Source organism: Microbulbifer sp. NBRC 101763, assembly GCF_040371615.1.
In the GTDB taxonomy this organism is placed as follows: Bacteria; Pseudomonadota; Gammaproteobacteria; order Pseudomonadales; family Cellvibrionaceae; genus Microbulbifer; species Microbulbifer variabilis.
In genome coordinates, this window is record NZ_BAABQV010000006.1 from 114,105 (window position 1) to 137,486 (window position 23,382).

26 protein-coding genes are annotated in these 23,382 nt (G+C 49.1%); 17 read left to right on the forward strand and 9 right to left on the reverse strand.

The annotated features are described in order from the left end of the window. The first annotated feature begins 5 nt into the window (after nt 1-5). On the forward strand, nt 6-146 hold the full coding sequence (locus ABWV76_RS15795) for a class IIb bacteriocin, lactobin A/cerein 7B family (protein WP_020413489.1): 141 nt from the start codon (nt 6-8) through the stop codon (nt 144-146). Nucleotides 147-251: 105 nt separating this feature from the next. On the opposite strand, the gene ABWV76_RS15800 is transcribed toward ABWV76_RS15795, so the two are convergent. The 4 genes from ABWV76_RS15800 to ABWV76_RS15815 all read right to left on the reverse strand — a co-directional run bounded on the left by ABWV76_RS15800 (nt 252) and on the right by ABWV76_RS15815 (nt 4,317). Next, nucleotides 252-2,036: a hypothetical protein gene (locus ABWV76_RS15800; RefSeq protein WP_353376551.1), complete on the reverse strand. Its 1,785-nt coding sequence runs from the start codon at nt 2,034-2,036 to the stop codon at nt 252-254. A gap of 290 nt (nt 2,037-2,326) precedes the next feature. Then, entirely contained in the window at nt 2,327-2,938 is a 612-nt protein-coding gene (locus ABWV76_RS15805; RefSeq protein ID WP_245556691.1) for a TPM domain-containing protein, read from the reverse strand. Further along, complete coding sequence (locus ABWV76_RS15810) at nt 2,938-3,687, reverse strand: TPM domain-containing protein (protein ID WP_353376552.1); 750 nt, start codon at nt 3,685-3,687, stop codon at nt 2,938-2,940. The genes ABWV76_RS15805 and ABWV76_RS15810 overlap by 1 nt, the downstream gene beginning before the upstream one ends. A gap of 15 nt (nt 3,688-3,702) precedes the next feature. Continuing rightward, nucleotides 3,703-4,317: a LemA family protein gene (locus tag ABWV76_RS15815; protein ID WP_353376553.1), complete on the reverse strand. Its 615-nt coding sequence runs from the start codon at nt 4,315-4,317 to the stop codon at nt 3,703-3,705. Between the two features lie 86 nt (nt 4,318-4,403). On the opposite strand from ABWV76_RS15815, the gene ABWV76_RS15820 reads away from it, so the two are divergent. From ABWV76_RS15820 to ABWV76_RS15855, 8 genes are all read left to right on the forward strand, one after another. Continuing rightward, on the forward strand, nt 4,404-4,940 hold the full coding sequence (locus ABWV76_RS15820) for a YaeQ family protein (protein WP_353376554.1): 537 nt from the start codon (nt 4,404-4,406) through the stop codon (nt 4,938-4,940). Nucleotides 4,941-4,954: 14 nt separating this feature from the next. After that, the gene (locus ABWV76_RS15825) at nt 4,955-5,437 is read left to right on the forward strand and encodes a YajQ family cyclic di-GMP-binding protein (RefSeq protein WP_020413483.1); all 483 of its coding nucleotides are present in this window, start codon (nt 4,955-4,957) and stop codon (nt 5,435-5,437) included. Nucleotides 5,438-5,454: 17 nt separating this feature from the next. Next, nucleotides 5,455-6,393, forward strand: a complete 939-nt coding sequence (locus ABWV76_RS15830) for an esterase-like activity of phytase family protein (protein ID WP_353376555.1) — start codon at nt 5,455-5,457, stop codon at nt 6,391-6,393. 383 nt (nt 6,394-6,776) lie between these two features. Next, nucleotides 6,777-7,715: a hypothetical protein gene (locus ABWV76_RS15835; protein WP_353376556.1), complete on the forward strand. Its 939-nt coding sequence runs from the start codon at nt 6,777-6,779 to the stop codon at nt 7,713-7,715. Between the two features lie 55 nt (nt 7,716-7,770). Continuing rightward, nucleotides 7,771-8,709, forward strand: a complete 939-nt coding sequence (locus ABWV76_RS15840; protein ID WP_020413480.1) for an esterase-like activity of phytase family protein — start codon at nt 7,771-7,773, stop codon at nt 8,707-8,709. A gap of 344 nt (nt 8,710-9,053) precedes the next feature. After that, nucleotides 9,054-9,644, forward strand: coding sequence for a uracil-DNA glycosylase family protein (locus ABWV76_RS15845; protein ID WP_040628784.1), 591 nt, complete (start codon nt 9,054-9,056; stop codon nt 9,642-9,644). Between the two features lie 2 nt (nt 9,645-9,646). Next, nucleotides 9,647-10,369 carry a uracil-DNA glycosylase gene (ung, locus tag ABWV76_RS15850; protein ID WP_353376557.1) on the forward strand — a complete coding sequence of 241 codons (723 nt, stop codon included), beginning with the start codon at nt 9,647-9,649 and terminating at the stop codon, nt 10,367-10,369. 530 nt (nt 10,370-10,899) lie between these two features. Then, the gene (locus tag ABWV76_RS15855; RefSeq protein WP_353376559.1) at nt 10,900-11,709 is read left to right on the forward strand and encodes a hypothetical protein; all 810 of its coding nucleotides are present in this window, start codon (nt 10,900-10,902) and stop codon (nt 11,707-11,709) included. 203 nt (nt 11,710-11,912) lie between these two features. Here the strand turns inward: ABWV76_RS15855 and ABWV76_RS15860 are convergent, their stop codons facing one another. The 3 genes from ABWV76_RS15860 to ygfZ all read right to left on the reverse strand — a co-directional run bounded on the left by ABWV76_RS15860 (nt 11,913) and on the right by ygfZ (nt 14,370). Beyond that, nucleotides 11,913-12,512 (reverse strand): class I SAM-dependent DNA methyltransferase, encoded by a 600-nt coding sequence (locus ABWV76_RS15860; protein WP_282952874.1) that lies wholly within the window; start codon nt 12,510-12,512, stop codon nt 11,913-11,915. A 328-nt stretch (nt 12,513-12,840) separates the two neighbouring features. After that, the gene (locus ABWV76_RS15865) at nt 12,841-13,158 is read right to left on the reverse strand and encodes a hypothetical protein (protein ID WP_353376560.1); all 318 of its coding nucleotides are present in this window, start codon (nt 13,156-13,158) and stop codon (nt 12,841-12,843) included. Between the two features lie 171 nt (nt 13,159-13,329). After that, nucleotides 13,330-14,370, reverse strand: coding sequence for a CAF17-like 4Fe-4S cluster assembly/insertion protein YgfZ (ygfZ, locus tag ABWV76_RS15870; protein ID WP_353376561.1), 1,041 nt, complete (start codon nt 14,368-14,370; stop codon nt 13,330-13,332). 114 nt (nt 14,371-14,484) lie between these two features. Between ygfZ and ABWV76_RS15875 the strand changes: the two genes are divergently transcribed. Together ABWV76_RS15875 and ABWV76_RS15880 are read left to right on the forward strand one after the other, a co-directional pair. Next, nucleotides 14,485-14,730, forward strand: a complete 246-nt coding sequence (locus ABWV76_RS15875; RefSeq protein ID WP_020413473.1) for an FAD assembly factor SdhE — start codon at nt 14,485-14,487, stop codon at nt 14,728-14,730. After that, nucleotides 14,705-15,157 carry a protein YgfX gene (locus ABWV76_RS15880; protein WP_353376563.1) on the forward strand — a complete coding sequence of 151 codons (453 nt, stop codon included), beginning with the start codon at nt 14,705-14,707 and terminating at the stop codon, nt 15,155-15,157. The genes ABWV76_RS15875 and ABWV76_RS15880 overlap by 26 nt, the downstream gene beginning before the upstream one ends. 37 nt (nt 15,158-15,194) lie before the next feature. Here ABWV76_RS15880 and nadB read toward each other — a convergent pair whose 3' ends face one another. Beyond that, nucleotides 15,195-16,811: an L-aspartate oxidase gene (nadB, locus tag ABWV76_RS15885; protein WP_353376564.1), complete on the reverse strand. Its 1,617-nt coding sequence runs from the start codon at nt 16,809-16,811 to the stop codon at nt 15,195-15,197. Between the two features lie 169 nt (nt 16,812-16,980). Between nadB and rpoE the strand changes: the two genes are divergently transcribed. The 5 genes from rpoE (at nt 16,981) to ycjG (ending at nt 21,040) form a co-directional block, all read left to right on the forward strand. Continuing rightward, entirely contained in the window at nt 16,981-17,595 is a 615-nt protein-coding gene (gene rpoE / locus ABWV76_RS15890; RefSeq protein ID WP_020413470.1) for an RNA polymerase sigma factor RpoE, read from the forward strand. Between the two features lie 117 nt (nt 17,596-17,712). Continuing rightward, on the forward strand, nt 17,713-18,399 hold the full coding sequence (locus ABWV76_RS15895; protein WP_083922729.1) for a sigma-E factor negative regulatory protein: 687 nt from the start codon (nt 17,713-17,715) through the stop codon (nt 18,397-18,399). Nucleotide 18,400: 1 nt separating this feature from the next. After that, the gene (locus ABWV76_RS15900) at nt 18,401-19,594 is read left to right on the forward strand and encodes a MucB/RseB C-terminal domain-containing protein (protein ID WP_353376565.1); all 1,194 of its coding nucleotides are present in this window, start codon (nt 18,401-18,403) and stop codon (nt 19,592-19,594) included. A 29-nt stretch (nt 19,595-19,623) separates the two neighbouring features. Then, a complete protein-coding gene (locus ABWV76_RS15905) occupies nt 19,624-20,052 on the forward strand; it encodes a SoxR reducing system RseC family protein (RefSeq protein WP_020413467.1) in 429 nt (142 codons plus the stop codon). A gap of 40 nt (nt 20,053-20,092) precedes the next feature. Then, entirely contained in the window at nt 20,093-21,040 is a 948-nt protein-coding gene (ycjG, locus tag ABWV76_RS15910; RefSeq protein WP_020413466.1) for an L-Ala-D/L-Glu epimerase, read from the forward strand. On the opposite strand, the gene mpaA is transcribed toward ycjG, so the two are convergent. After that, nucleotides 21,028-21,732 (reverse strand): murein tripeptide amidase MpaA, encoded by a 705-nt coding sequence (gene mpaA, locus ABWV76_RS15915; protein WP_353376567.1) that lies wholly within the window; start codon nt 21,730-21,732, stop codon nt 21,028-21,030. The genes ycjG and mpaA overlap by 13 nt on opposite strands. A gap of 175 nt (nt 21,733-21,907) precedes the next feature. On the opposite strand from mpaA, the gene ABWV76_RS15920 reads away from it, so the two are divergent. Beyond that, nucleotides 21,908-23,305 (forward strand): DegQ family serine endoprotease, encoded by a 1,398-nt coding sequence (locus ABWV76_RS15920; RefSeq protein ID WP_020413464.1) that lies wholly within the window; start codon nt 21,908-21,910, stop codon nt 23,303-23,305. Nucleotides 23,306-23,382: the final 77 nt, after the last annotated feature.

Sequence of the window (23,382 nt, forward strand, 5' to 3'; positions counted from 1 at the left end):
TACTTATGAAAGAGCTCACGGTCAATGAAATGCAGGAAGTTAATGGTGGCCTTATAAAAACTATTATTAAGATTATTGATAAAATAATAAATGACAATGGGGATGGCGATGCTGAAACAGCTTCCTATACCTCTGAATCAGGCTGAAACAGGAACAGGTGATTATATAGTTAAATCTGCGCCCATATGGGCGTAGATCTTTAGCTGGCTTAGGTGGTAAGTGTTGTGCTCAATAAAAAGTGACTGTTTTGGTTAACGTATAGAAAGAGAGGTAAATGCGAAAATCTTCCAGTGCTTGTCTGACTGAATAACTTCAATATTTGCCCTTATTTCCCGCGTTTTTTTTTCTATCTGCCCCCAATTGTAACCCTCTGCAGTTGCTTGCCACTTGCTGGTGATTCTGAACGCCTTATTCCCATTGATAACTATATGTTTAGCATATTCTACTTCAAGATTATTGATTGAGCGCAACGAACCCGAATTTCCGCTAGAAGTCACTGGTTGAAAAATATGTGAAAGGTTGGTAGTGGTGTTTTTGAAATTTTCGTCGCTAATAAGATTAGATAAGCGGGTGTTTAATGCTTCAGTTTGGGGTTCTTCATATGCAGCGGCCAGCCTCTTAAGAAGTATTTCTACCATTTGTTCAAGTTCTTTTTTGTTGACCGTCCCAGGCAAGGGGATGCGTAGCTCTCCTGGGAGGGTATAGTAAATAGCTCCTGCACAAATAAGTACAATACTGTAAAATAGGATAGGGTGCTTGTTTTTCGCCTCTACTCTTCTAGTGCGAAGAGTCAGGATGAAGAAAATAAAAATGCAAAACCCGAAGAGCACTGCCATTGGGATTACGGCGCTGGGGTTTTTAATGAGTACTGGACCGCTATTGGGAGCACGGTAGTCGTATAAGTAGTTGCGCCATTGTATATCTGGAAAATCAGGCGCAACATGGGTGGGAAAGGGGCCTGCAGGGTCTTGAATCAGTGTTGGTACCGAGTTTATAGCATCGGTAAAAATAGTCCAGTCGATACTGACACTCTGAGGCAGCTCTTTAATTTTGAATCTTTCCCTGTAGCCGATAAGTAGGGAGCCGATTTCTATTAATTCATCTTCAGTTATTTTCGTATAGCCTGCCTCATTGGCTTTGAGGAATATTATTTCAGTGCTGATTGGTTCGGATATCTCACGGTCGATAGTAGTTGGGTTTTTGCCCCGTAGGTATTTCAAGGTTGTGCGGCGAAGAAGTTCACGTTTTTTGGTGGTTAATGGCTGCCAGGCATTGAAATTTTGATCAGTCCACCGTAGTAAATCTTTGGGGCGCAATAGTATTTCGTGTCGAATTTGGCGTGGCTCTACATAGAGGAAAGATTGCAATGGATAGCGGTTTTGGCGGTTGAGGCTGTGGTTGGAAAATTTGGTATTCCAGGGGTCTTTCCAGTCAATGTTGAGAGATTCTGTCCGAGATAAGTATTGAAAATTACTGACTGGAGTTTTACCGTGTTGACTGGTAAATCCGATTGTAACTGTTGCCTCTCCATCATTTCCTAGCGGGGGTTGGATATCCAGATGACTTACCCCCTTGATAGGATATTCTATATTTGCCAGTAAAATAATTTCATCACCTGGGAGCTTGGGCGCTCTAAGACCAGTGCGTGGATCAAGCTTGCCAGCGAAGGGGGAGTTTCTTGGTTTTCTTTCGGCGATGCGAATTTCGGAATTTGTCGGTTTGATTTCCCTTTTTTCGGTAAAAATTTTAACAGCAAATTTTTTGTGCTTTTTGACGGCTATAGCCAGTTCATAGATACTTTCTGTGGGAAGGATTTCAGGCCAGAACTTTTCGGCATCTTCCGCTGATATTTCAAATCTGATTTGCAGTTTATCTCCAGTAACTTCAATTTCAGCGATATTTGGAGCAGTCTCGGCACCGGCGTAACCTATGAAGTTGGCATAGGTGATAGATGGTGTCAAAATGACCAAAATAATTCTGACTAGAGTTCCTATTTTTTTGATAAGTCCTGCTTCTATTGTTCTGATTTGAATCATTTTTAGTAAGAAACTAGTGGGTTGGCTTCATATTAATTAGAACTGGCCAGTTGAGAGGCCTTATTTGTTGTTCAAGGCTCCGTTAGTCTTGACATAGACGTAGTAATTAAATTTTCGAGTGCCGTTCCTATCAGTATAGATTGAACATTCCTCTGACTTGTCCTTAATCAGTGCATGTATTCGTAATTTTACTTATCGAGTTGATTCACACTGTTTTTTTGACGGATACTTCCTTCCCCAGTTATACGCTGAAGCTGTCGATGAATATGTTGGCAGATATGATGTTCAGGTTAGTTAATTAGCACTAAATGATTGGGCAGCTCGTCTTTTACTGCACTTCTAGGTGCGGCCTCTCTCAATAACTCGCCACATTGCGCTATACATGAAAGTAAGGCTTCCCCAGCCTTGCCCCGCTTGATCTCCTGTATAAAGCTTTCGATAATCACCTGCCAATTGTCATTGGTAATATGCTGGGCGAGGCCGCGGTCTGCCAAAATCTCTACATAGTGCTCTGCCTCGCATACAAAAATCAAAAGTCCAAGCCGACCTTTGGTACTGTGTAATTCCTGTTCGAGAAACTGGCGACGGGCGAGGTTGGATGCTCGCCAAAATTTTATCTTTTTGGGGACCAGTCGCATTGTGATGGGGCGCCAGCGGAAAAAAATTGCTAGGGCAATAAATAGTATCCATTGCAGTATAAAAGCCTGTTGGAAGCTAATCCACCAAGGCAGGTATTGGAACAGGGGGGAAAGTAAAAGTGCGAGAAATGCAGCCCACAACGTGGAAATGTATAAGTAGTTGTCCGCTTCTTTTGCTACAACAGCCATTACTTCGGCATCAGTATGGGTTTCCACCTCTTTGATCGCTTCGGCTACTTGGCGTTGATAACTGTTGCTGAGCATTACCATCCTCCCGACGCGCCTCCTCCGCCAAAGCCGCCACCACCTCCGCTAAACCCGCCCCCCGGTCTGCCGCCGCTGGAGTAACCGCCTCCAAAACCACCCGTTCCATAGTAGCCGCCGAAGCGGCCTCGCTTATAGCTACGCCTGTGTACGGGTGAACTGAGCATTGAGGTGCCAAACAGGTGCAGCATTACTAAAATCAGGAATATTCCTGCCAAAAAGGCGATGCGTCGGTCTTTTTTATTTTCTATGGGTTCGGCTACATACTCATTTTTTGTGGCTGCGATGATAGACTGCACGCCAGTTTCTATACCTTCCGAAAAAGCTCCACGGCGAAATTTCGGCAGTACTTTGGTATGGATAATATTGGCAGCCAATGCGTCTGTCAGTGCGCCCTCCAGACCGTAGCCGACTTCAATGCGAACCTTGCGCTTGTTAGGTGCGATTAAAAACAAAATGCCATTGTTTTTATCCTTATGACCCAGCTTCCATTCTCGTGCCAGCTGGTTGGCGTACTCCTCTATAGTGAGCCCTTGTAGATCTGGCAAAATTGCGACTACGAGTTGATTGCTGCTTTCAGATTCGTATTGCTGGATCTGCTCAGTCAGTCGGTATCGTTCTTCTGATGATAAAAGCTCTTCCTTGTCTATTACGCGCCCCGTCAGTATGGGAAACTGTACATCTGCCCACAGCGACATAGTCATCCATGAGGTGATTAAGGCTAAGGCAAGCAGTGCGGGGCGAATCATAAATTTGACACCTGCCTATTGGAAATTCACCTCTGGAGCCTTCTCCGCCCCCTCAGTGGTAGCTTGGTAAGTCTCACGCAGAGGCATATTGCGGTAAAGAATTACGTGCCAAATCTTACCGGGAAAAGTGCGGATTTCCCGGTTGTAGTGCTGCACAGCCTGGATATAATCCCGCCGCGCCACGCTGATTCTGTTTTCAGTTCCTTCCAGCTGGGATTGAAGATTGAGGAAGTTCTGGTTGGCCTTAAGGTTGGGGTAGCGTTCTACCACGAGCATTAGGCGGGCCAGGGCGCTGGAGAGTTGGGATTGGGCAGCTTCGAATTGTTGCAGCTTGACTGGATCATTGAGTAGGTTGCCATCTAGCTGCATAGAATTTACCTTGGCGCGAGCCTCGGTAACCGCTTGCAGTGTCTCACGCTCATGGCCCGCATAGGCCTGTACTGTTTTTACCAAATTGGGTACCAAGTCTGCCCGGCGCTGGTATTGGTTCTCTACTTGGGCCCAGGCGGCTTTTACCTGCTCATCATAGGTAGGGATGTTGTTGATGCCGCAGCCACTGAGCAAGGCCACCAGCAGGCAGAGTAGGATGCAGTGCCAAGAGGGTAGACTGTTGCCAGCGGCAGAGCTCATGCGGGGTATCCTTATTCTCCTGTAAACCAACCAAGAATAGTCCGCCTTAGTCTCTGTGCTGGGGACGGCACAGAGATGGAGCCGAAATGGCACTAAAAGCAACAATTTTTAAGGCCAAAGTACAAATCGCCGATATGGATCGGGATTATTATGCGGAGCATCAGTTAATTTTGGCCCGTCACCCATCGGAAACCGATGAGCGTATGATGGTGCGCTTGCTGGCATTTGCCCACAACGCTGCGGATTCCCTTGAGTTCACTAGAGGTCTCTCTTCAGATGAGGAGGCGGACCTGTGGCAGAAAAGCCTCAATGGTGAGATAGATCTATGGGTGGAAGTAGGTCTTCCTACTGAGGAGCGTGTGCGTAAAGCCAGCAATCGGGCTGAGCAAGTTTTAGTTTACAGTTACGGGCGGCGTACTGCGCCAGTGTGGTGGCAAAAGCTGGAGAGCCAGCTTACACGTTTTGATAACCTCAGGGTTTATCATTTGGCTGCAGACGCTACTGAACAGCTGACGGCGATGGCCGAGCGAAATATGGAGTTCAGCATTTCCATTCAGGATGGTCATATATGGCTAGCCGATGGTACTAACAACGCGGAGATTACTCCGGAAATCTGGAAATAGGAGCAGAAAAATTAATGCCTTCATTTGATATTGTATCTGAAGTGGATAAGCATCAGCTGACAAACGCGGTGGATCAGGTGAATCGCACAGTCACCAACCGTTTTGATTTTAAAGGCGTGGATGCTGAAGTGGAGATGAGTGAATTCTCTCTGGTGGTTCGTGCTGAGGTGGATATGCAGGTTGACCAGATGGTGGATATGTTACGTGGTGCGTTGATCAAATGTGATATTGACCCCTTGGCGATGGATGTAGGAGAAAAAGAACAGTCTGGGAAGCAGGTTAAAGTAGGTGTGACCTTGAAGAACGGGCTTGACAAAGATCTGTCAAAAAAAATCGTTAAACTGATCAAAGATGAAAAGCTTAAGGTGCAGGCGGCTATTCAGGGTGAGCAAGTACGAGTTACTGGTAAGAAGCGCGATGATCTGCAGCAGGTAATTGCCTTGCTGCGTAGTAAGGAGTTGGAACAACCGCTACAGTTCAATAACTTCCGCGATTAACTGGGTTTGTAGTTTTTATGCGTTTTTTCTTCAGTTTTATATTTATGTTGCTTTCACCACTGGTGGTAGTGGCAGAAGTGAGCTCTGCCAGGTTAAAGGCCAGCTATTGGGTGAATAATAGCGCGGGCCTGGATATTTCCGGCTTAAGTTTTTGTACCGGCAGGCTACTTGCAGTTTCTGATAAAAATTCTGGAGAAATTTATACACTAAAGTTGCGCGACGGGGATGCCGATCTGGTATCCCATCTTCAACTAGATGGCTTAGGTGTGCCTGAGCATGATGAGCATGATGAGCCTGTGAGTTTCTGGGAGGCATTTAAGGAACTCTTTCGCCCAGCTGATGAGCTGGACTTCGAAGGAGTTAGCTGTGATGGAAGCACCATTTATCTTGTCAGTGAGCACTATAACCGTATTGCTGTGGTGAGCGACCAGGGAAAAGCAAGCTGGCAAGAGTACCTATGGTCACCCGCCGCGAAATCTCAAGGCTACTTGCAAAAAGCCAATGCTTCCAGTGAGGGGCTGGTAAAGGCCGGTGACGTCTTCTGGGTAGCTATGGAGCGCGAACCGCGGGGCTTGCTGAAGTTGAACTCGAGCGGTGGTGCCAGTGTGTTTTCTTTACCATCGGTAGCTGGCCTCGACTTTAGAGGGCGCTCGGAAGACCTGACCGGCTTGGATTATTACGACGGGGCTTTGTTTACCCTGGAACGTAATGCGCATGCGGTATGTCGCAGGGCTCTGCCAAGCCTGAAGGCGGAATGGTGCCTGGATTACCATGCCCTTGAAGTGTCCCCAGAACGTGTCTACGAAGAGACTCGCTATGGCAAGGGGGAGGGATTGGCTGTCAATCAGCAAGGTATTTTTGTAGTGCTTGATAACAATAATGTAGGCCGCGCTCTGGCTCCCGATGATAAACGTGCACTACTACTTCACTTAGCTTTCCCCAGAGATAATCAATAGTTATTCAATTTATATGGAATGAGTTCAGTTCATCTCTGAGGTTATTAGGAGCTGCCTAGCCAATATGGCGCATAATTTGCGTTATATCTGATTTTTTAATCCCGAGGTTGGCAATCTCCAAACAATGGCCTTCTACAAAAGAGCAAATTATCGACAAATTGCTGATAAGTGTTGGGGCTACTATGATGAGCAACAGCCGACTTTGCATATCGTATCTTAGAAGCCGATGTGAGTATGTCGCCAGTTTCCTGGTAACGCTTAGATCCTGATTCTACTGTAGGAGAATTTTTCTGATTAATGAGAGGACAGCTTAGCGTTAAAAACTTTATCGATAATGATGTAGTTCTAGAGCTTTATTGTTTCCATAGTAAATGGAATTTACCGTGAAAAATCGTTTTTTATCTGGTGCTGTTGGGATATTGCTCTCACTGACAGGGCAGGCAACTGAAATTATTCCCGCAAAAAAAATCACGCACTACTGGGTTGATGGTAGTGCTGGGTTGAGTCTTTCTGGCTTGAGTTTCTGTGGTGATAGCTTGGTTACAGTTTCAGATAAATACTCAAGAGAAATTTATCGAATTAAGATTGAGGGTGGAAGTGCAAAATTGGAAACTTTCTTAGAGATTTCAGGGTTGAAAGTTCCAAAGAAAGATAAACCAAAAAATTTTTGGCATTTTTTTCTTGAGCTGACCCGTCCGGCTTCCGCGATGGACTTTGAGGCAATTAGTTGCACTAATAAATCCATTTATTTACTGAGCGAACGTTACAATCGTATTGCTGAGGTAAATATGCGGGGCAAGGGGCACTGGCTGGAAAATATGTGGTCCTCAATGGCAAAAGCTCAGGGTTATATGCAAGGGTACAACCTTTCTGGTGTTGGATTGGCAAAGGTAAAGGATTATTTTTGGGTGGCTATGGAGCGTGATCCTCGTGGTTTGGTAAAACTTGGTCCTGATGGGAGTGTCCAGATATTTACACCGCCACCAGTAAAAGATTTGGATTTCCGTGGGGAGTCTGAAAATTTGGCCGGTTTAGATTACTACGATGGAGCTTTGTTTACTCTTGAGCCAAATGCTTATGCGGTGTGTCGAAGGGCTCTGCCAAGTCTAAAAGCAGAATGGTGTTTGGACTATCGAGAAATAGAGGAATCCTCTGAGCTTAAGTATGAGGCTTCTCGCACGGGGGGTAAGGGAGATGGCCTAGCTATCGGAGAAGGGGGCATTTTTATCGTGTTCGATAATGATAATATTAGTCGTAGTGCTGATCCACAAGACCGACGTGCCCTCTTTTTACAGCTGGGTTTCCCGGAAGTTATTGATTAGATTGAACGGAGACATATGAATTGGCTATAAAGCTAAGCAGTAATTTGGGCCCGTTATGATTAAGAGCTTTCTTTATGTAATTACCGGCGTATTACTCTCAGTTACGGGAGTAGGAGCTGAAGTTATTCCCGCAAAAAAGATAAACCACTATTGGTTGGATGGTAGTGTGGGAGAAGGTATATCTGGTCTGAGTTTTTGTTATGGGGAGCTGCTCACGATTTCTGATAAAAATTCAAGGGAAATTTTCACCCTAAAACGAGAAGGCAGACACGCAAAATTAGCTTCTTATTTGCAGCTTTCAGGACTAACTGTTCCCCAAAAAGATAAGCCTAGAAATTTTTGGCATTTTATCTTGGACCTATCCAGGCCAGTGGGTGCAATGGATTTTGAGGGAATTACATGCTCCGATAAATATATCTATATAGTAAGTGAGCGTTACAATCGTATTCTTGAAGTGGACCGGCAGGGGAACGCTCACTGGTTGGATGCTATGTGGACCACCGAGGCCAGAGCTCGAGGTTACATGCAGGGCTTCAACCTTGCTAGCGAGGGCTTAGTGAAAATTGGTGATGACTTTTGGGTAGCTATGGAGAGTGAGCCTCGCGGTTTGGTAAAGCTTAGCCCCAATGGCGATGTTCAGCTTTTTACTCCACCACCGGTTGCCGGATTGAACTTTCGTGGAGAGCCTGAAGATCTGGGAGCGCTTGATTATTATGATGGCGGGTTATTTACTCTGGAGCGAAATGCTTATGCCGTATGCCGAAGAGTTCTGCCAAGCCTCAAAGCTGAATGGTGCTTGGACTACCGAGAAATTGAAAAATCTTCTGAGTTACAATATGAGGGGCATCGCACTGGAGGCAAGGGAGATGGGTTGGCTGTAGGGAAAGAAGGTATATTTATAGTGTTTGATAACGATAACATCAGCCGCAGTGCAAATCCTCAGGATCGCCGCGCGCTCTTGTTACATTTGGCCTTTCCTGAGCGTGTCCAGTAAAGCCAGATTTGGGGAGTGTATCTGCTACTTGTGGTTGGTTTTTTGTAGATACCCTGAAGGTTTAACCAGTCAAGATTTATGTGGTAAGGCCTTGAATATCTTAGAGTGTAATCCTTACCCTCTTTTCCAGAGATCCCTGCTTACCCAGCAAGCGAGGTTATGGCTGATTTGCCATGCTTGGTGAGTTGCTTGGAGATCTATTCCAGCGACGATAGCCATAAGGTCGCTGTCTAAAACTAAAGTATATTTGTGATGTTTAACAGCCTTAATATCAGTTGGGCTAGAGCTTCCAGAGTTCGTTTGGGACTGATGTTGTGTCTGGTTTTCCTGAAGGTTGAGAATTAGTGGCAAAGAAGAAATTATCTACATTGCTGGAAGAAATACGAGCTTGTCGCTTGTGTGAGGAGCATCTGCCACTGGGGCCCAATCCTGTTCTGCGTGCAGCAGAGTCGGCACGTTTGCTGATAGTTGGCCAGGCGCCGGGTACCAAAGTCCATGCTTCCAGTATCCCTTGGAATGACCCATCCGGCGACCGCCTTCGAGATTGGTTATCGATAGATAGGCAGGTGTTCTACGACGAATCCGAGATTGCCATCATTCCTATGGGTTTTTGCTACCCTGGTCGTGGCAAGGGAGGAGATTTACCTCCGCGTCCTGAATGCGCCACTACCTGGCATCAGCGCCTGCTGGAGCAGCTGCCAAACTTGCAACTTACTCTATTGGTGGGACAATACGCCCAGCGCCACTACTTGCCGCATTGGTATGGCAGTATTACTGAGAATGTGCGCCATTATCGCGATGCCTTGCCGGCCCGCTATTTCCCTTTACCGCACCCCAGTCCACGCAATACCTTATGGTTGCGTCGCAGACCTTGGTTTGAGGAAGAAGTGGTGCCGGAGCTGCGAAGACAAGTTAAGAAAATATTCAAGGTTTAATAATGCCGGTTCCGGACAATATCAAAATTCATCCTTCCTGGTACAGTGTGTTGGGCGAGGAGTTCAAGCAGCCTTATATGGCCCATTTACGTCAATTCCTGAGGGGAGAGAAAGAGGCCGGTAAGCGGATTTACCCTCCTGGTGGGCAGATTTTCAATGCTTTTAACTCCACCCCCTTTAATCAGGTGAAAGTAGTGATTCTTGGTCAGGATCCCTATCACGGACCTGGCCAGGCTCATGGCTTGTGTTTTTCTGTAATGCCGGGTGTCCGTATCCCGCCCTCTCTACAGAATATCTATAAAGAGTTGCATTCGGATCTGGGTATTGCTCCTGCCCATCACGGTTGCCTCCAGCCCTGGGCGGAGCAGGGTGTACTGCTGCTCAACGCTACCCTTACCGTAGAAGATAGTAAGGCCGGTGCTCACCAGGGCCGTGGTTGGGAGCAGTTTACTGATGCCGCCATTCATAAATTGGCGGAACAGCGAGAAGGTTTGGTATTTGTGCTGTGGGGTAGTTACGCGCAGAAGAAGGGAGGCTTTATTGATCGCAACAAGCATTTGGTGTTGCGCGCTCCACATCCATCTCCCCTATCGGCTCATCGCGGCTTCTTTGGCACCCGACCTTTTTCTCAAGTCAATCATTGGTTGCAACAGCGTGGTGAAAAGCCGATTGAATGGGCATTGCCAGAGGCTAATCGGTTGCAGAGGGTTGCTGTAGAGATTTAAGTGTCTGCTAATTTATATTGATTATGTTAGTTGGGGATCTTGTTTAGGGTTATTGGGTTATAGTTGGTTAGCCTTAATTTTTCATAAAATAAGCACTTTGGGGTGGTCGCTTGAATATAAGGGCTGCTCCTTTCTTTTGGTGCTTAAACTCTCAATTTAAGGTTTATTTACCGCTCTTTATCCTATAAAGATTATTTTTGCGTCTTAGCAGTTAAGCCTTAAAGCTATGTGGAGAGCGTGGTTTATGAATTCTTGCTGAATTTATATTGTTTAGTATTTTGGGGCCCGTCGCGCATTTAATTAGATTGATATTTTTTGTCTGTGTTGTTCAATAATATGTGTCAATTCTGTTTGCGCCTTTTTGGGGTTGGGTTGCCGTCTGGTTGATCGTGGTGACTGTTTGGTAGGGGGTATTTGTCTATAGCATTCTTATCCATTGAGAAGAAAAAAAGTGTTCTTGGCTTTATACTGGATTTTTAGTCTTAATATCATAAATTCTTGTGGCCAAATTACTTTGAGTGGTGGGTGCAGTGGAATATCTGTTCTTGGATACTGTTCTAGATTGGTTGTCTGCTCCATTTGTTGAGGCGGCCTTTACCACATTGTTTATTGGTACGGCAGCGTTTTGTAAAAAGAAGTTTGATGCGAAGTCTTACCGGGCCCTTTGGGATAGATTTTTGGGCGACTCTAAGGCTGATATCCATGTTGTTCTTCCGTTAATCAAGCAAAAAACTCTATATTCAGATATTACGAAGACGCAAAGTCTTATCCCGGATAATGTATTATTTATGCCTTATGACGAATCTCTCGCAATACAGCTTTTGAAAGATAGGATTAAGAAAGTATATCCTAAAAGGAAGGTGGTTTTTCACGATTCACATAATTTTGTCCATGATCAAAAAACATTTATATGTATAGGTGGTCCAGCTATCAATGTTGTAAGCCGTGATTTGTTGCTGACCAGGAAGATTGACTCAAAATTTAAAGTGGATTTTTTGGGACGCTTTGCGAATGATGAGACTGATGGGCGGGTATATATGTCAAACACTTTAGATGGTTCTATCACTGAGGATTATGGTTTTATTTTCATAACGGAGAACCCCTGCCAGCGGGATAGCTGTGTGTGTTTAGTTTTTGGGATATGGTCTCATGGAACTTACTCTGCGATCCAGGCATTGTGTGGTAAGGGTACCCATCTACCTGAGCTTGCAAATAAGTTAAAGATAAATAAGTCACTTTTTGCTATTACAAAGTCCACTGTAAGGGGGATGGTAACGGGCTTTCCATCTGTAGAAAAGGTAAGGAAGATAGAGAGTGCGATTTCATCAAACCCTAATTAGATTTGCTGTTGTGGATATGTTTTTATTAAAAAAATAAATAGAACCTGCTAATTATGTGTTGGAGTGGTCTGTCGGATCAAGTTGAAGGGTAGGTTGTCTTTGGGTATTTTATTTTTAATGGCTGGTTCTTAGGTGCAGAGTGGGTGATATTCAAGGCGTGAAAAGATTATTGTGTAGTTACGAGTTTTGTGCAAAATTTATTTTCAGTTTTTTTGAATAATTAAATAAGCGTGTAGTTCTGGATGTTGATCGTATTCGAGGTGTCTGCACGTACAGTCTAAGCTGAGGGTTAATTTAAGAAACCCAACTATGCCCAGCGTTGAGTAATACATTTCTGGGCCCATGGTATTGTTTCTGTGCTCGCTGGGTTCATCTGTGCCGCCGAAGGAGAAAATTAACACTCCACCCCTGTTGAGTCTTTTGACTAGCCTTGTTAAGACATCCTTTTGTTTTTCAAGAGGAATATGCCAGATACTATCCCAGGCAGTAATAAAATCGTATTGCTCCTGACTTTCCCATAGACATATATCCTGATGATGGAAGGTGATATCCGGGTGGCGCTTTTTTGCTAAAGTGATCATTTTAGCAGAAATATCAATTCCTTCTGGCGCAAAGCCTTCAGTTTGAAGTAGCTCTATAAACCTCCCAGTACAGCCGCAACCAACATCAAGTGCCATACCTCTGTTCTTTACAAAAGCCAAGGCTCGTTTATGTTGTTCAATTCCGTTTGCTGCATTAAACACTTTACGCTCCCATAAATGGGTTATTTCATCGTAGGCTTTTCCGGTTTCTTGAGGATTCATATTTTTAAATTCTCAGGTGGGTAGTCTGAAGCTTGTTTGAATATTCTTTGGTTTGACTTGGTTGAAATTATTGTTTTTATGTGCTGAGTTATTCTGAACGTTTTAAGGGCGAGTTGTATTCCCCTCTTTCAACCCTTCCAAATATTAACAATAATTTCATTGTTATCCAGCTCTATATTTACACGTTCAGGGCGAAAATCTTCAGTCAGAGCTTCACCAGTTTTATAGATACGTGAATATTTTCCGATGATGCTAGATATAGGGAGTTTCTTTATTTCATGGTTTTTTATTTTCGCTTGGTAAGGTGAGAAATTACCGATTTCATTAGTTAGTCTAAATGTCGATGAGCCATCAAGTCCCAGTTTTTTCTGTCAAAAGATAAGTTGACACCTTCCACGGATAGCGCTTCACAGTGGTCAGGTTTAATGCGTGTGACTGTGACTTGATAGGGCGGCAGCCCTGTGGTCCCTTTATTAACGTTAATATTGAAATCTTCTTTCTTGGTGCACCCTCCAGATGCGACGTGTAAATCAAGTGTTTCGAGGCGTACAGTTATCCCCAATAGCACTTCTTCAGCTGATTCGGAAAGTGCTGTAGAAGATGTAAATAGGACTGCAATTAAAATTGCAACAGAAAAGGGTTTCATATTTTATCACCTTGTGATGTTTGTAGGGTTTCGTTATAGACATGAATTTAAAGGGTCGTAGAAGGATTGGTTGATCTTGTGTGAAATTTCTTGGTGGGAGGAGAGGGGCTGATTAGATTCATTGAAAAGGGCGGCCATAAACCACCCTCGGAGTATTTACTTCGGCTTTAGCTAGGCTAGAGGATCGGCATCTGCATCATAGGGGAGCTCCTGAATTTCCAGGATGCGGCCGTCTTCCAAATGAAGCTTTTCACCGGATGCGACTTTGGCAATAGTAAGGACAGCGAGTAGCTCTATGCCGTCTTTACTGTGACAGGCCTCTACCAGGTTGCCAATGCTTTGCTTGCCATCCCCGAAAACTTCCAGGCCGCTGATGGGGAGATCGCCTCCTGTACTTTTTGCGCGATATAAGCGGCGTTTTGCGGCGCCGCGAAATTGCATACGTGCAACCACTTCCTGGCCGGTGTAACAGCCTTTCTTAAAGCTGACGCCGCCAAGTAAGTGTAAATTAGTCATCTGAGGGATGAACATTTCTGAGGTGGCGGCATCAACTTGGGGAATGCCGGCCTCTATCTGTCCCTTTTGCCAAAGGTCATAGCCAGTCGCTTCACACTCTGGGGAGAGGTTTTGCCAGAGCTGCTGTGCTTTGGTGACTGGCACCAGTAGCGCAAGCTGGGCTTCATTAACCGCCTGGGCGATGCAGCGCTCGCCATCGAAATCAAAAGTGACTACTTCACCGGGGGAGGGAGGGGCGAAGCCAAGTAGCTGTGCTGTTTGCTGTGCGACGTTTTGACCTTGCAAGCCGAGCCAATGGCTGTCATCGCTGATATCTGTCAATTCTGCTTTAAAAAACACTGCGTACTTACTTAGGGCCTGTTGGGCAATCGGAGCGAGGTTGCGAGGAAGACGCAGAATAAATTCGCTCTGGGACAGCTTGAGGGCACTGAAAGCGCTGATCATACGGCCTTTAGGATTGCAGTGGGCGCCTAGGGTGCTGTGCTTGTCTGGTAGATTTACCAGATCGCAGGTGAGCTGGCCCTGTAAGAATTTCTGGCTGTCCGGGCCTTTGATCGAAACAGCGCCTTGGGGGCCAAGATCGATAAGGTGCAGTGCCTGCGGGTCATCCGTGCTGGTTAGAGGGAAGTGAGCTTTGCCGCCTTCCCAAATGGCGCCTTCGCTGCTGAGAAAATCCTGCCACTGTTGCTGGTCCATAGTGCTGCCACCTCCGGTTGTCTTGGTGGCAATATCTGGGGGTTGGAGCGCCCATTTTCAAGTTTGGCCAGGCTGCAGGTATACTGCATCCTTTAACTTGGTTGGAAAAGAAGTATGGATCGCAACCGCCTGTTTTGGGCCAGTCGCCGCGGAATGTTGGAGCTGGATCTGGTGCTGCTGCCATTTTTGGAAAATGTATATGAGACCCTGGAACCTGAAGATCAGCAGCGTTATATTCGGTTGTTGGACGAGCAGGATCAGGACCTGTTTGCCTGGTTCCTCCGCCGTGAAGACCCGGCCGACCCAGATCTCCAGCGAATAGTACAAATTATCCGTGACAACACCGGTTTGCGCGAGTAAAGGTTCCCCTCTCTATTTTGAGCGCAGCGCCCGCCTGAGTTGTGTCGTTGCGCCATCCTCTATCTTATTTTTTCTTCTTTCAATGGCTGTGCTTCAAGCTGCAATTCTATTGTGGCTCTGCGGGCTGCCCTCCTGGTTATTCTGGATCCTGCTGACTGTTATCTTGGTATTTGCCTATTGGGAGGTACGCAGTTTGGCGCAGATGGTGGGTATATTATCTACTCGAGAGCGTCGCTGGTTTTGGCGGGTGGTTGGTGATAATGAGCGCCAGTTCTATTTCCGTGGTGAGCTGGTCTTATGGGGCTGGTTAGTGGTTATTAATGGGAGAGACTTACAGGGCAGGTCGTTGCGTTTGGTGTTGGCACGGGATGCAATAAGCCCTAACGACTGGCGCAGGCTGCAGGCGGCTCTGCGGTTCTCCCGTTAGGGGGATCGGTAGTCTGGGCCGCCTCTATTCTAAATTGCTAGATAAATTGTCGCTGATTGGCGAAGTTCTCAGGTACCAGAACGGTATCCATAGCCAGCTCCCTTAGGTCTGGGTAGTCTAGGGAATAGTGCAGGCCACGGCTTTCGCGGCGGTCCAGGGCTGAGCGAATAATTAGTTCTGAAACCAGTGCCAGGTTACGCAGTTCCACTAAGTCGTTGGTGATGCGGTAGTTGGCGTAAAACTCGCGAATCTCTCGCTGCAAGAGTTTTACCCTATGCTGGGCTCGTAGCAGGCGCTTGCGTGTGCGCACGATTCCTACGTAATCCCACATGAAGCGACGCAGTTCATCCCAGTTGTGCGAGATCACAACATCTTCATCTGAATCTGTTACCCGTGAAGCATCCCAGCCTGGTGCGCGGCGTGGTACCTGTACTGAATCGAGGTGCTCCTCAATATGCAGTGCGGCAGAGCGCGCATATACCAAGCACTCCAAAAGCGAGTTACTGGCTAGGCGGTTGGCGCCATGCAGGCCAGTAAATGTCGTTTCGCCAATGGCGTACAGCTGGTCCAGGTCTGTGCGGCCGTGATGGTCCACCATAATGCCGCCGCATGTGTAATGGGCGGCAGGAACCACTGGGATTGGTTCCCGGGTAATATCGATGCCGTACTTCAGACAGTTGCTGTATACCGTAGGGAAGTGTTCCCGCACAAAGTCGGGGTCTTTGTGGGAGATATCCAGGTACAAGCAATCCGCACCCAGGCGCTTCATCTCATGGTCAATTGCCCGGGCGACGATATCCCGAGGGGCCAGTTCGCCACGCCTGTCAAAGCTCTCCATAAAACGGCTGCCGTCAGGCAGCTGCAATTGTGCACCTTCGCCGCGTAGAGCTTCAGTTATAAGGAAGGCTTTGGCTTTTGGATGGTACAGGCAGGTGGGGTGAAACTGATTAAATTCCATATTGGCAACCCGGCAACCAGCGCGCCAAGCCATGGCAATACCATCGCCACTGGCTCCGTCGGGGTTGCTGGTATATAGGTAAGCTTTGCTGGCACCTCCTGTGGCGAGCACCACAGCCTTGGCCTGAATAAGCTCGACCTCTTCAGTATTTTTATTCAGAACATAAGCGCCAGCACAGCGAAAACGCCCCTTCTCGGGATCAGGCTGGCGGATCAGGTCTATGGCGACGCGGTGTTCAAAACAGTCGATATTGGAGCTGTTAAGCACCTTTACCAGCAGAGTGCTGTGTACGGCTTTACCAGTGGCGTCAGCACTGTGAATGATGCGGCGATGGCTGTGCCCCCCCTCTTTCGTAAGGTGGTAATCCTCCCCCTCGCGGGTAAAGTCTACGCCCTGGTTGATCAGCCAGCGAATAGCAGCGGTACTCTCCTCCACCGTGAAGCGTACAGACGATGGGTGGCAGAGTCCTGCACCCGCGTCTAATGTGTCTGCAATGTGCGACTCCACCGAATCCATCTCATCTAGCACTGCAGCGATGCCTCCTTGGGCGAACCAGGTGGAGCCGTCCTGCAGGCGCTGCTTGGAGAGCAGAGCTACGCGATACTTGGTTGAGAGGTGCAAGGCCAGGGTAAGGCCGGCGGCACCGCTGCCGATTACGAGAATGTCGTAGTTTGCCTGGGCATTCATAGATTTCATTTATCTTTTAGGGTCGCGTAGTATAGCGCCTCCTGATTATTCGTCGATTTGACGTGGAACTTATGTCCTATTGTCAGTGTCATCAACAAAGTAAAAGAAACGCCTGCGCCGGCAGCCCCTTAATAATGACAAGTGGCGCCCGCAGTGTGGCTGGATATGGGAGTTGGGGATGACAGCGCATCAGGCGTCAACGAGTGACCGTGAGCTGGTAGAGCGGGTTCAAAAGGGAGACAAACGCGCTTTTGATCTTTTAGTACTCAAATACCAACACAAAATTGTTGCCGTAGTCAGTAGGTTTATCAAGGACCACAGTGAGGTACAGGATGTAACTCAGGAGGCTTTTATAAAGGCCTATAGGGCACTTGCCAATTTCCGTGGCGACAGTGCTTTTTACACATGGATGTATCGAATCGCGATTAATACCGCTAAGAACCACTTGGTTTCCCGCAGTCGCCGTCCGCCGTCCTCAGATGTGGATCTTGAGGATGCCGAGTTCTACTCGGGTGCCGATCTTTTGCGGGATAACGAGACTCCTGAGAATCAGATGTTTCGCGACCAATTGGAGGGGGCTGTTCATCGCGCTATTCGCGCACTGCCAGAAGATCTGCGCTCAGCAGTTACGTTGAGGGAGCTTGAGGGATTGAGCTATGAGGAGATCGCCGAGGTAATGGGATGCCCGGTAGGCACAGTGCGCTCTAGGATATTTCGCGCACGGGAAGCGATTGACCGGACAGTCCAGGCCGTGATGGCCGGTGAGCCGGAAACACTGGGTGACAGAGGCTAATTTTGCGGAAAATTTTCCCTGCCGGGGAAACCAACCGCCGAGAGCCCGGTCATAACTGATACCAATTATGGTGCGTGTGGGCACCGAATAAATGATTGCACAAGAGGGTTAACCCCTATGTCCCACGGGAATCATCAGGAACGTCTCAACGAATCGCTCTCGGCGCTTATGGATGGCGAAGGCAGCGAATTGGAGTTGCAGCGGCTGCTTAAAGCCTCTGCTGTCTCTGAAGAGTTGGGTGAGCGCTGGTCACGCTACCAACTGGCCGCGAGCGTAATGCGTCGCGAGCATGTCGCCCCTGTAGATAGTGGCTTGGCTGCGAGCATCTCTGCAGCGATCGATCTCGAAGAGCCTCTGTCTCAGACTGGAAGTGCTTCTGTAGCCGCCAACGAACTGGTTAACAGTCGTTGGTGGCGTCCGCTTTCGCGCGGTGCAGTGGCAGCCACTGTGGCCTTCGCCGCAATCCTTGGGGTGCAACAGATTACCGATACCCAGCAGAACCTAGTGCAGGGTATAGATCAGGTCGCCGAAATCGAGCGCCCGGCGCAGCCGGTAGCCCAGTCGGCGCCACAACCTTCTGGTTTTTATGTTCCAGCCCCCTCGACTCGTTCAGTAAGTACGGCCACACCGCGCTTTGTACCTGAGCAGCGCGGGCAGGCAGTGATTCAGCAGGCACCTACGCCGGAGCTGATGCGCCATTTAAACCGTGTGATGATTCAACACTCCGAACAGGCCGCGCATGTTGGTAGTCAGGGTATGGTGCCCTTTGCCCGAGCGACCTACGGCGAACAGGTTGGAATGTAGTGTGACGAAAGTCGTTTACCGGGGGGGTCTTATCAATAGCGCAACCCTTAGTGCCAGCAGCCTGCTGTTGGCCTCCTTCCTGCTGGCCCCGCTGTCATTCGCACAGGAGGCTGCCGGTGGTGACCCCAATACCCCCAGTGCAGTAAACCTCGATATGGCCAGCTCTCAGGGTTCTCCTGTAGCGGAATCTGGTTTGGTCGCTGCAGGAGGGGAAGCCAGTTCAGCAACTACAGCTGCTGTAATTGACCCTTCTGCACCAATGATGGCGGAAACGGCTGTTATTGAGCCTTCGGCAGCTGCCCCTGGGGCACTTGTTGGTTCCAATATGGCTAGTGCCCAGGCTGCCGGAAATGAGGTAGAGCAGTGGTTGAACAAGCTCGCCAAGGCTGTCAGCGAGCTGGAGTATAGCGGGCTGGTGACTTTCGAGCATGCCGGCATGTTGGAGACCCTACAGGTAGTGCATGCGGTGCGTGATGGTGAGCAAGTTGAGCGGGTTCGCTATTTGAGTGGCGAACCGCGTGAATTGATCAGTCACGGTAGTGGTGGTAACTGCGAATTCGGTGCGTCCCCCAGCGCGAGGACTACTTTATGGAATGCGGTGGGGCAGCAACAAGTTCAGCGCGCTTATCAGTTTATCTTGCGTGGTGAAGAGCGTATTGCCGACCGGGATGCGGTAGTGATTGAGGCCAGGCCCCGCGACCGCTATCGACTGGGGCTGGTGGTAAGTCTTGACCGTGAGACAGGCTTGCCCTTGAAAACAATGCTGGTGAGTACCCAGGGGCGCGTCTTGGAGCGCTATCAATTTGTACAGCTGGATTTGTCTCCAGTAGAGGACTCGGCCCTGCAGACGGTTTCAAACGCAGCACGACGTATCGACAATCGCAGCACTTGTGAGACTTCACAGAGCCGCTGGCAGGTGCGCTGGTTGCCCGATGGGTTCAAAGTGGTTTCGGTAAAGCCGCTATCAGATGGCGATATGATGGTCTTTAGCGATGGGCTCGGCGTGTTTACTGTGTTTGTACAGCGTCTTGGCCCTGAGCTGGAGAACTTTAAGGGGCGGGCGATCCGCGGTGCCACTGTCGCCTATATGGACCGGATGGAGGTGAAGGGAGTGGCCTATACCGTCACAGTTGTTGGAGAGATTCCCGATGCCACAGCACGTAGAGTGGCCAGCTCCATCATCGAAAAAGGCTGAATTGCTTGCTAGAAGAGCGGGGCCGAGTCGTGGCCATAGAATCTGATGCCGTCTGGGTGGAAACCATCCAGCGCAGTGCCTGTAATGGCTGTGAGGCTAAATCTGGCTGCGGAACTGGTTTGCTCGGAGACTTTTTCTCCTCTTCCACACGTGTGCGGGCGGCTTTAAATGGTTTCCCTGCCGACAAAATCTCTCTGAATGATACAGCGGTTATTGGAATCACCGAGAGTGCTCTGACCAGTAGTACACTACTGGTATACTTGTTGCCACTGCTTTCCCTGGTGCTGGTAGCGCTATTGGGAGATTACCTTTTCGCTGAAACTGGCGCCGTGATTGGCGCAGTTCTCGGCTTGATGGTGGGAGCTTTGGGGGTACGCTGGTACAGCCGCCACCAGTCTTCAAATCCTGCTTACACTCCTGTATTGCTGCGTATCGAGCCCGGCAGCGACCGCTCCTAACCTAAACTGATAGCTCCATAAACCCGATTGGAGACTCTCCATGCTGGCCCGCTGCTACGCTGAGCGCTGGCCCCTGCGCACAGCTTTCGTCATATCCCGGGGTGCCCGCACTGAGGCTGAAGTGGTCGTGGTGGAGGTGAAGTGGGGCGGCATTGTCGGAATTGGTGAGTGCACCCCCTACGCTCGCTATGGAGAGAGCCCAGACTCAGTGATGCACCAACTTGAACCGCTGTTATCTGAGTTAGCTGCGGGCCTGGACAAGGCGCAATTACAGTCACGCCTGCAGGCAGGCGCTGCGCGTAACGCTCTGGATTGTGCATTAGTGGACTGGGAGAGAAAGTACAAAGGGGATGGCTTCGCTGGTCCCGATTCATTGCCTACCGTACAAACCCTGGTTATCGAGAGCCCAGAGGCGATGGCTGATGCTGCCAGTGTCGCTGTTTCCCAGGGAGTAGAGGTGTTAAAGTTGAAATTGGATGACCAGCTCGTGAGCGAAAGGGTGGCCGCGGTGCGTGCCGCCGCTCCTGCCACTGAGTTGGTCATCGATGCCAACGAGGCCTGGCGTAGCGATGGCCTGATTGAGCGCTGCGAAAAGCTTGCTGAAATGGGGGTGGCCATGCTGGAGCAGCCACTGCCCGCGAGTGATGATGAATTCCTGGAGGCCTTCCCTCATCCACTGCCGATCTGCGCGGATGAAAGTTGTCATACCCGTGCTGACTTACCACGCCTGAAAGGCCGCTACGAGATGGTCAATATCAAACTCGATAAAGCTGGCGGAATCACTGAGGCGCGGGCACTGGCCGATCAGGCTGTTGCTGAGGGGTTTGGGTTGATGCTCGGCTGTATGCTCTGCACTTCTCGGGCTATCCGTGCGGCTTGGCCCCTGGGACCAAGGGCGCGCTATCTGGACTTGGACGGCCCCACTTGGCTTGCAAAGGATGCGGAACCCCCTTTACGCTTTGGTGCAGGTCGGGTTTACTGGTCGTAAGTGAGTAGTTCAATGAGTATCGCCAGATAGTCTTCGCTGGCAGCGTCAGCTGAAATCGGTGGAAATTCCACAGTGATGCAGGGCAGCTCCCGTTCGGCGCACCAGGTGCCAAAGGAGCCTGGAGTCTGATAGCCGATTTCCTTAATTAGTTGTAACTGCAATCCTTTGGCCAGCCAGGCACCGAGTTCTGTTTCCTTAGGATCTTCGACGCAGCCAAGAGGCTCGTGGATAGAAACTGCCCAGGCGGGGTTAAGCTTGGCGATCAATTGGCACAATGAAGCGGTTTCGCACTCTGAGGCGGGGCCATCGCCAGTGCTGAGCCTTACATCGCGGGCCTCGGCGGAACTGTTCCAGCGGTATACGTTGCCGCTCGCATCCCAGTTCTTTGTGGCAAAGTTACGGTTGAGGTCTACCCCGCAGGCGTTGCAACGGGTACCTAATTGGCAGCCATCGGGGTTGACCGCCAGTATGACATGATGTTTCAGCTGGCCCGATGCCAATGCGCGCAGAGCGCAGGAGAGGGCGACCACAGCGGCGACTTCATCGCCGTGAGTGCCGGCCATAACCAGTCCGTGGTTGTGACCGGATTGCGCGGGAAAATAAAAGAGTGGAGCGCCCAGTGCGCTGTATCCATACACCTCCCTGGGGAGGTGAAATTGGCCGCGCTCAGGGCGCGGGCGCAGTTTAGACATCGCTGGCCCTTTACACAGATTTACACACGGCGGCAGAACTTTCGTAGCTGCATCGCCACTAAATCGTTACAAAATGTCCCCCAAGGGGCCGGAGCCGGTATAGAAGGCATGCCCTGGAAGGGACTCAAAATCCAATGGTTTTATATTAGAAGGGATCACTAGGGGTAACAAACCTATGGTTAAACGCTGTACACAATATTTCTTGGTGCTCTGTCTCCTCATTTCAGGTGCTGCCAGTGCCCGAGGGCTACCTGAACTTACTGAGCTTATTGAGGATAACTCTCCCGCGGTGGTGAAAATCAATACCGTGGACCGCAACCGTGTGGCGCGAGGGAATAGCTCCCCCCAATACCAGCAGGAAATTCCAGACATTTTCCGCCACTTACTTGAGCCGCGAAGGCGTCAGCAGCGCCCGGTTGCCAGTATGGGGTCTGGTTTTATTATTTCGGACGACGGTTATATCGTGACGAATAACCATGTGGTTGACGGTGCCGATAAGGTGACGGTCACTCTGACTGATCGCCGTGAATATGAGGCAGAGGTGATTGGTACTGATGTTCGCTCCGATCTCGCTTTACTCAAGATTGAGGCGGATGACCTGTCTGCTGTGCGTTGGGGTGACTCCGAAGAGCTGAAGGTGGGTGAATGGGTGGTCGCTATCGGCTCGCCGTTTGGCCTCGATTATTCCGCTAGTGCCGGTATCGTGAGCGCTATGGGACGCAGTATCCCTAATGAAAGCCGTGAGAATTACGTGCCATTTATCCAGACGGATGTGGCCATTAACCCCGGCAACTCAGGCGGTCCACTGTTTAACCTCAATGGCGAGGTTGTGGGTATTAACTCGCAGATTTATACCCGTAGCGGCGGTTCTATTGGCCTTTCCTTCGCGATTCCAGCAAGCTTGGCCCAAGATGTGGTGGCGCAGCTAAAAGAGAAAGGGCGCGTCGATCGCGGATGGTTGGGTGTAGGTATACGCAATGTAGATCGTGATATGGCCGAGGCTCTGGGGCTTGGCAAGCCGTCTGGGGCGCTAGTGGAGCAGGTGAGTCCTGGCACACCGGCAGCGGAAGCGGGTATTAAAGCCGGTGATGTAATTACCAGCTTTGATGGCCGCAAAATCGGCGTACATGGCGATCTGCCCCATGTAGTCGGTCAAATTCGCCCGGGTACAGAGGTTCCTGTAGAGCTGATGCGTAAAGGCAAGTCTGAGAGACTGAGAGTGGTTGTTGGTGCTTTGCCCGGTTCTGACGGTGAACGAACCCAGGCTGCTAGCCACCCAGCTACCAGTATTGGTGGCCGTCTTGGGGTAGTAGTTGAAGAAATCCCAGATGGAATGAAGCAGCGCTGGAATGTTGAGACCGGTGTTCTCGTTAAACAGGTTATTCCTGGCAAGCCTGGAGCTAAGGCAGGACTGCGTAGTGGCGATATCATTGCCCAGCTCGGATTTGAGGAAGTAGGGGATATAAAAGACTACAAAACTGTGGTTAAGGAGCTTCCCGAGGACGAGCTACTGCCTATCCGATTCTTCCGTGCCGGCCAGTCAACTTTCCGCACTATCAAGATAGAAAGCTAAGGGTGAGAGGCGAATGGTGGCCCAATGGGTCACCTGCCTCTCACCTACATCCATGAGTTCTGTTAGACTTGCGCCAC

What these genes read in the sequence shown, in the direction of transcription:
- ABWV76_RS15795 (WP_020413489.1), top strand. Translation starts at nt 6, where the DNA reads ATGAAAGAGCTCACGGTCAATGAAATGCAGGAAGTTAATGGTGGCCTT.
- ABWV76_RS15800 (WP_353376551.1), bottom strand. Translation starts at nt 2,036, where the DNA reads ATGATTCAAATCAGAACAATAGAAGCAGGACTTATCAAAAAAATAGGA.
- ABWV76_RS15805 (WP_245556691.1), bottom strand. Translation starts at nt 2,938, where the DNA reads ATGCTCAGCAACAGTTATCAACGCCAAGTAGCCGAAGCGATCAAAGAG.
- ABWV76_RS15810 (WP_353376552.1), bottom strand. Translation starts at nt 3,687, where the DNA reads ATGATTCGCCCCGCACTGCTTGCCTTAGCCTTAATCACCTCATGGATG.
- ABWV76_RS15815 (WP_353376553.1), bottom strand. Translation starts at nt 4,317, where the DNA reads ATGAGCTCTGCCGCTGGCAACAGTCTACCCTCTTGGCACTGCATCCTA.
- ABWV76_RS15820 (WP_353376554.1), top strand. Translation starts at nt 4,404, where the DNA reads ATGGCACTAAAAGCAACAATTTTTAAGGCCAAAGTACAAATCGCCGAT.
- ABWV76_RS15825 (WP_020413483.1), top strand. Translation starts at nt 4,955, where the DNA reads ATGCCTTCATTTGATATTGTATCTGAAGTGGATAAGCATCAGCTGACA.
- ABWV76_RS15830 (WP_353376555.1), top strand. Translation starts at nt 5,455, where the DNA reads ATGCGTTTTTTCTTCAGTTTTATATTTATGTTGCTTTCACCACTGGTG.
- ABWV76_RS15840 (WP_020413480.1), top strand. Translation starts at nt 7,771, where the DNA reads ATGATTAAGAGCTTTCTTTATGTAATTACCGGCGTATTACTCTCAGTT.
- ung (WP_353376557.1), top strand. Translation starts at nt 9,647, where the DNA reads ATGCCGGTTCCGGACAATATCAAAATTCATCCTTCCTGGTACAGTGTG.
- ABWV76_RS15860 (WP_282952874.1), bottom strand. Translation starts at nt 12,512, where the DNA reads ATGAATCCTCAAGAAACCGGAAAAGCCTACGATGAAATAACCCATTTA.
- ABWV76_RS15865 (WP_353376560.1), bottom strand. Translation starts at nt 13,158, where the DNA reads ATGAAACCCTTTTCTGTTGCAATTTTAATTGCAGTCCTATTTACATCT.
- ygfZ (WP_353376561.1), bottom strand. Translation starts at nt 14,370, where the DNA reads ATGGACCAGCAACAGTGGCAGGATTTTCTCAGCAGCGAAGGCGCCATT.
- ABWV76_RS15875 (WP_020413473.1), top strand. Translation starts at nt 14,485, where the DNA reads ATGGATCGCAACCGCCTGTTTTGGGCCAGTCGCCGCGGAATGTTGGAG.
- nadB (WP_353376564.1), bottom strand. Translation starts at nt 16,811, where the DNA reads ATGAAATCTATGAATGCCCAGGCAAACTACGACATTCTCGTAATCGGC.
- rpoE (WP_020413470.1), top strand. Translation starts at nt 16,981, where the DNA reads ATGACAGCGCATCAGGCGTCAACGAGTGACCGTGAGCTGGTAGAGCGG.
- ABWV76_RS15895 (WP_083922729.1), top strand. Translation starts at nt 17,713, where the DNA reads ATGTCCCACGGGAATCATCAGGAACGTCTCAACGAATCGCTCTCGGCG.
- ycjG (WP_020413466.1), top strand. Translation starts at nt 20,093, where the DNA reads ATGCTGGCCCGCTGCTACGCTGAGCGCTGGCCCCTGCGCACAGCTTTC.
- mpaA (WP_353376567.1), bottom strand. Translation starts at nt 21,732, where the DNA reads ATGTCTAAACTGCGCCCGCGCCCTGAGCGCGGCCAATTTCACCTCCCC.
- ABWV76_RS15920 (WP_020413464.1), top strand. Translation starts at nt 21,908, where the DNA reads ATGGTTAAACGCTGTACACAATATTTCTTGGTGCTCTGTCTCCTCATT.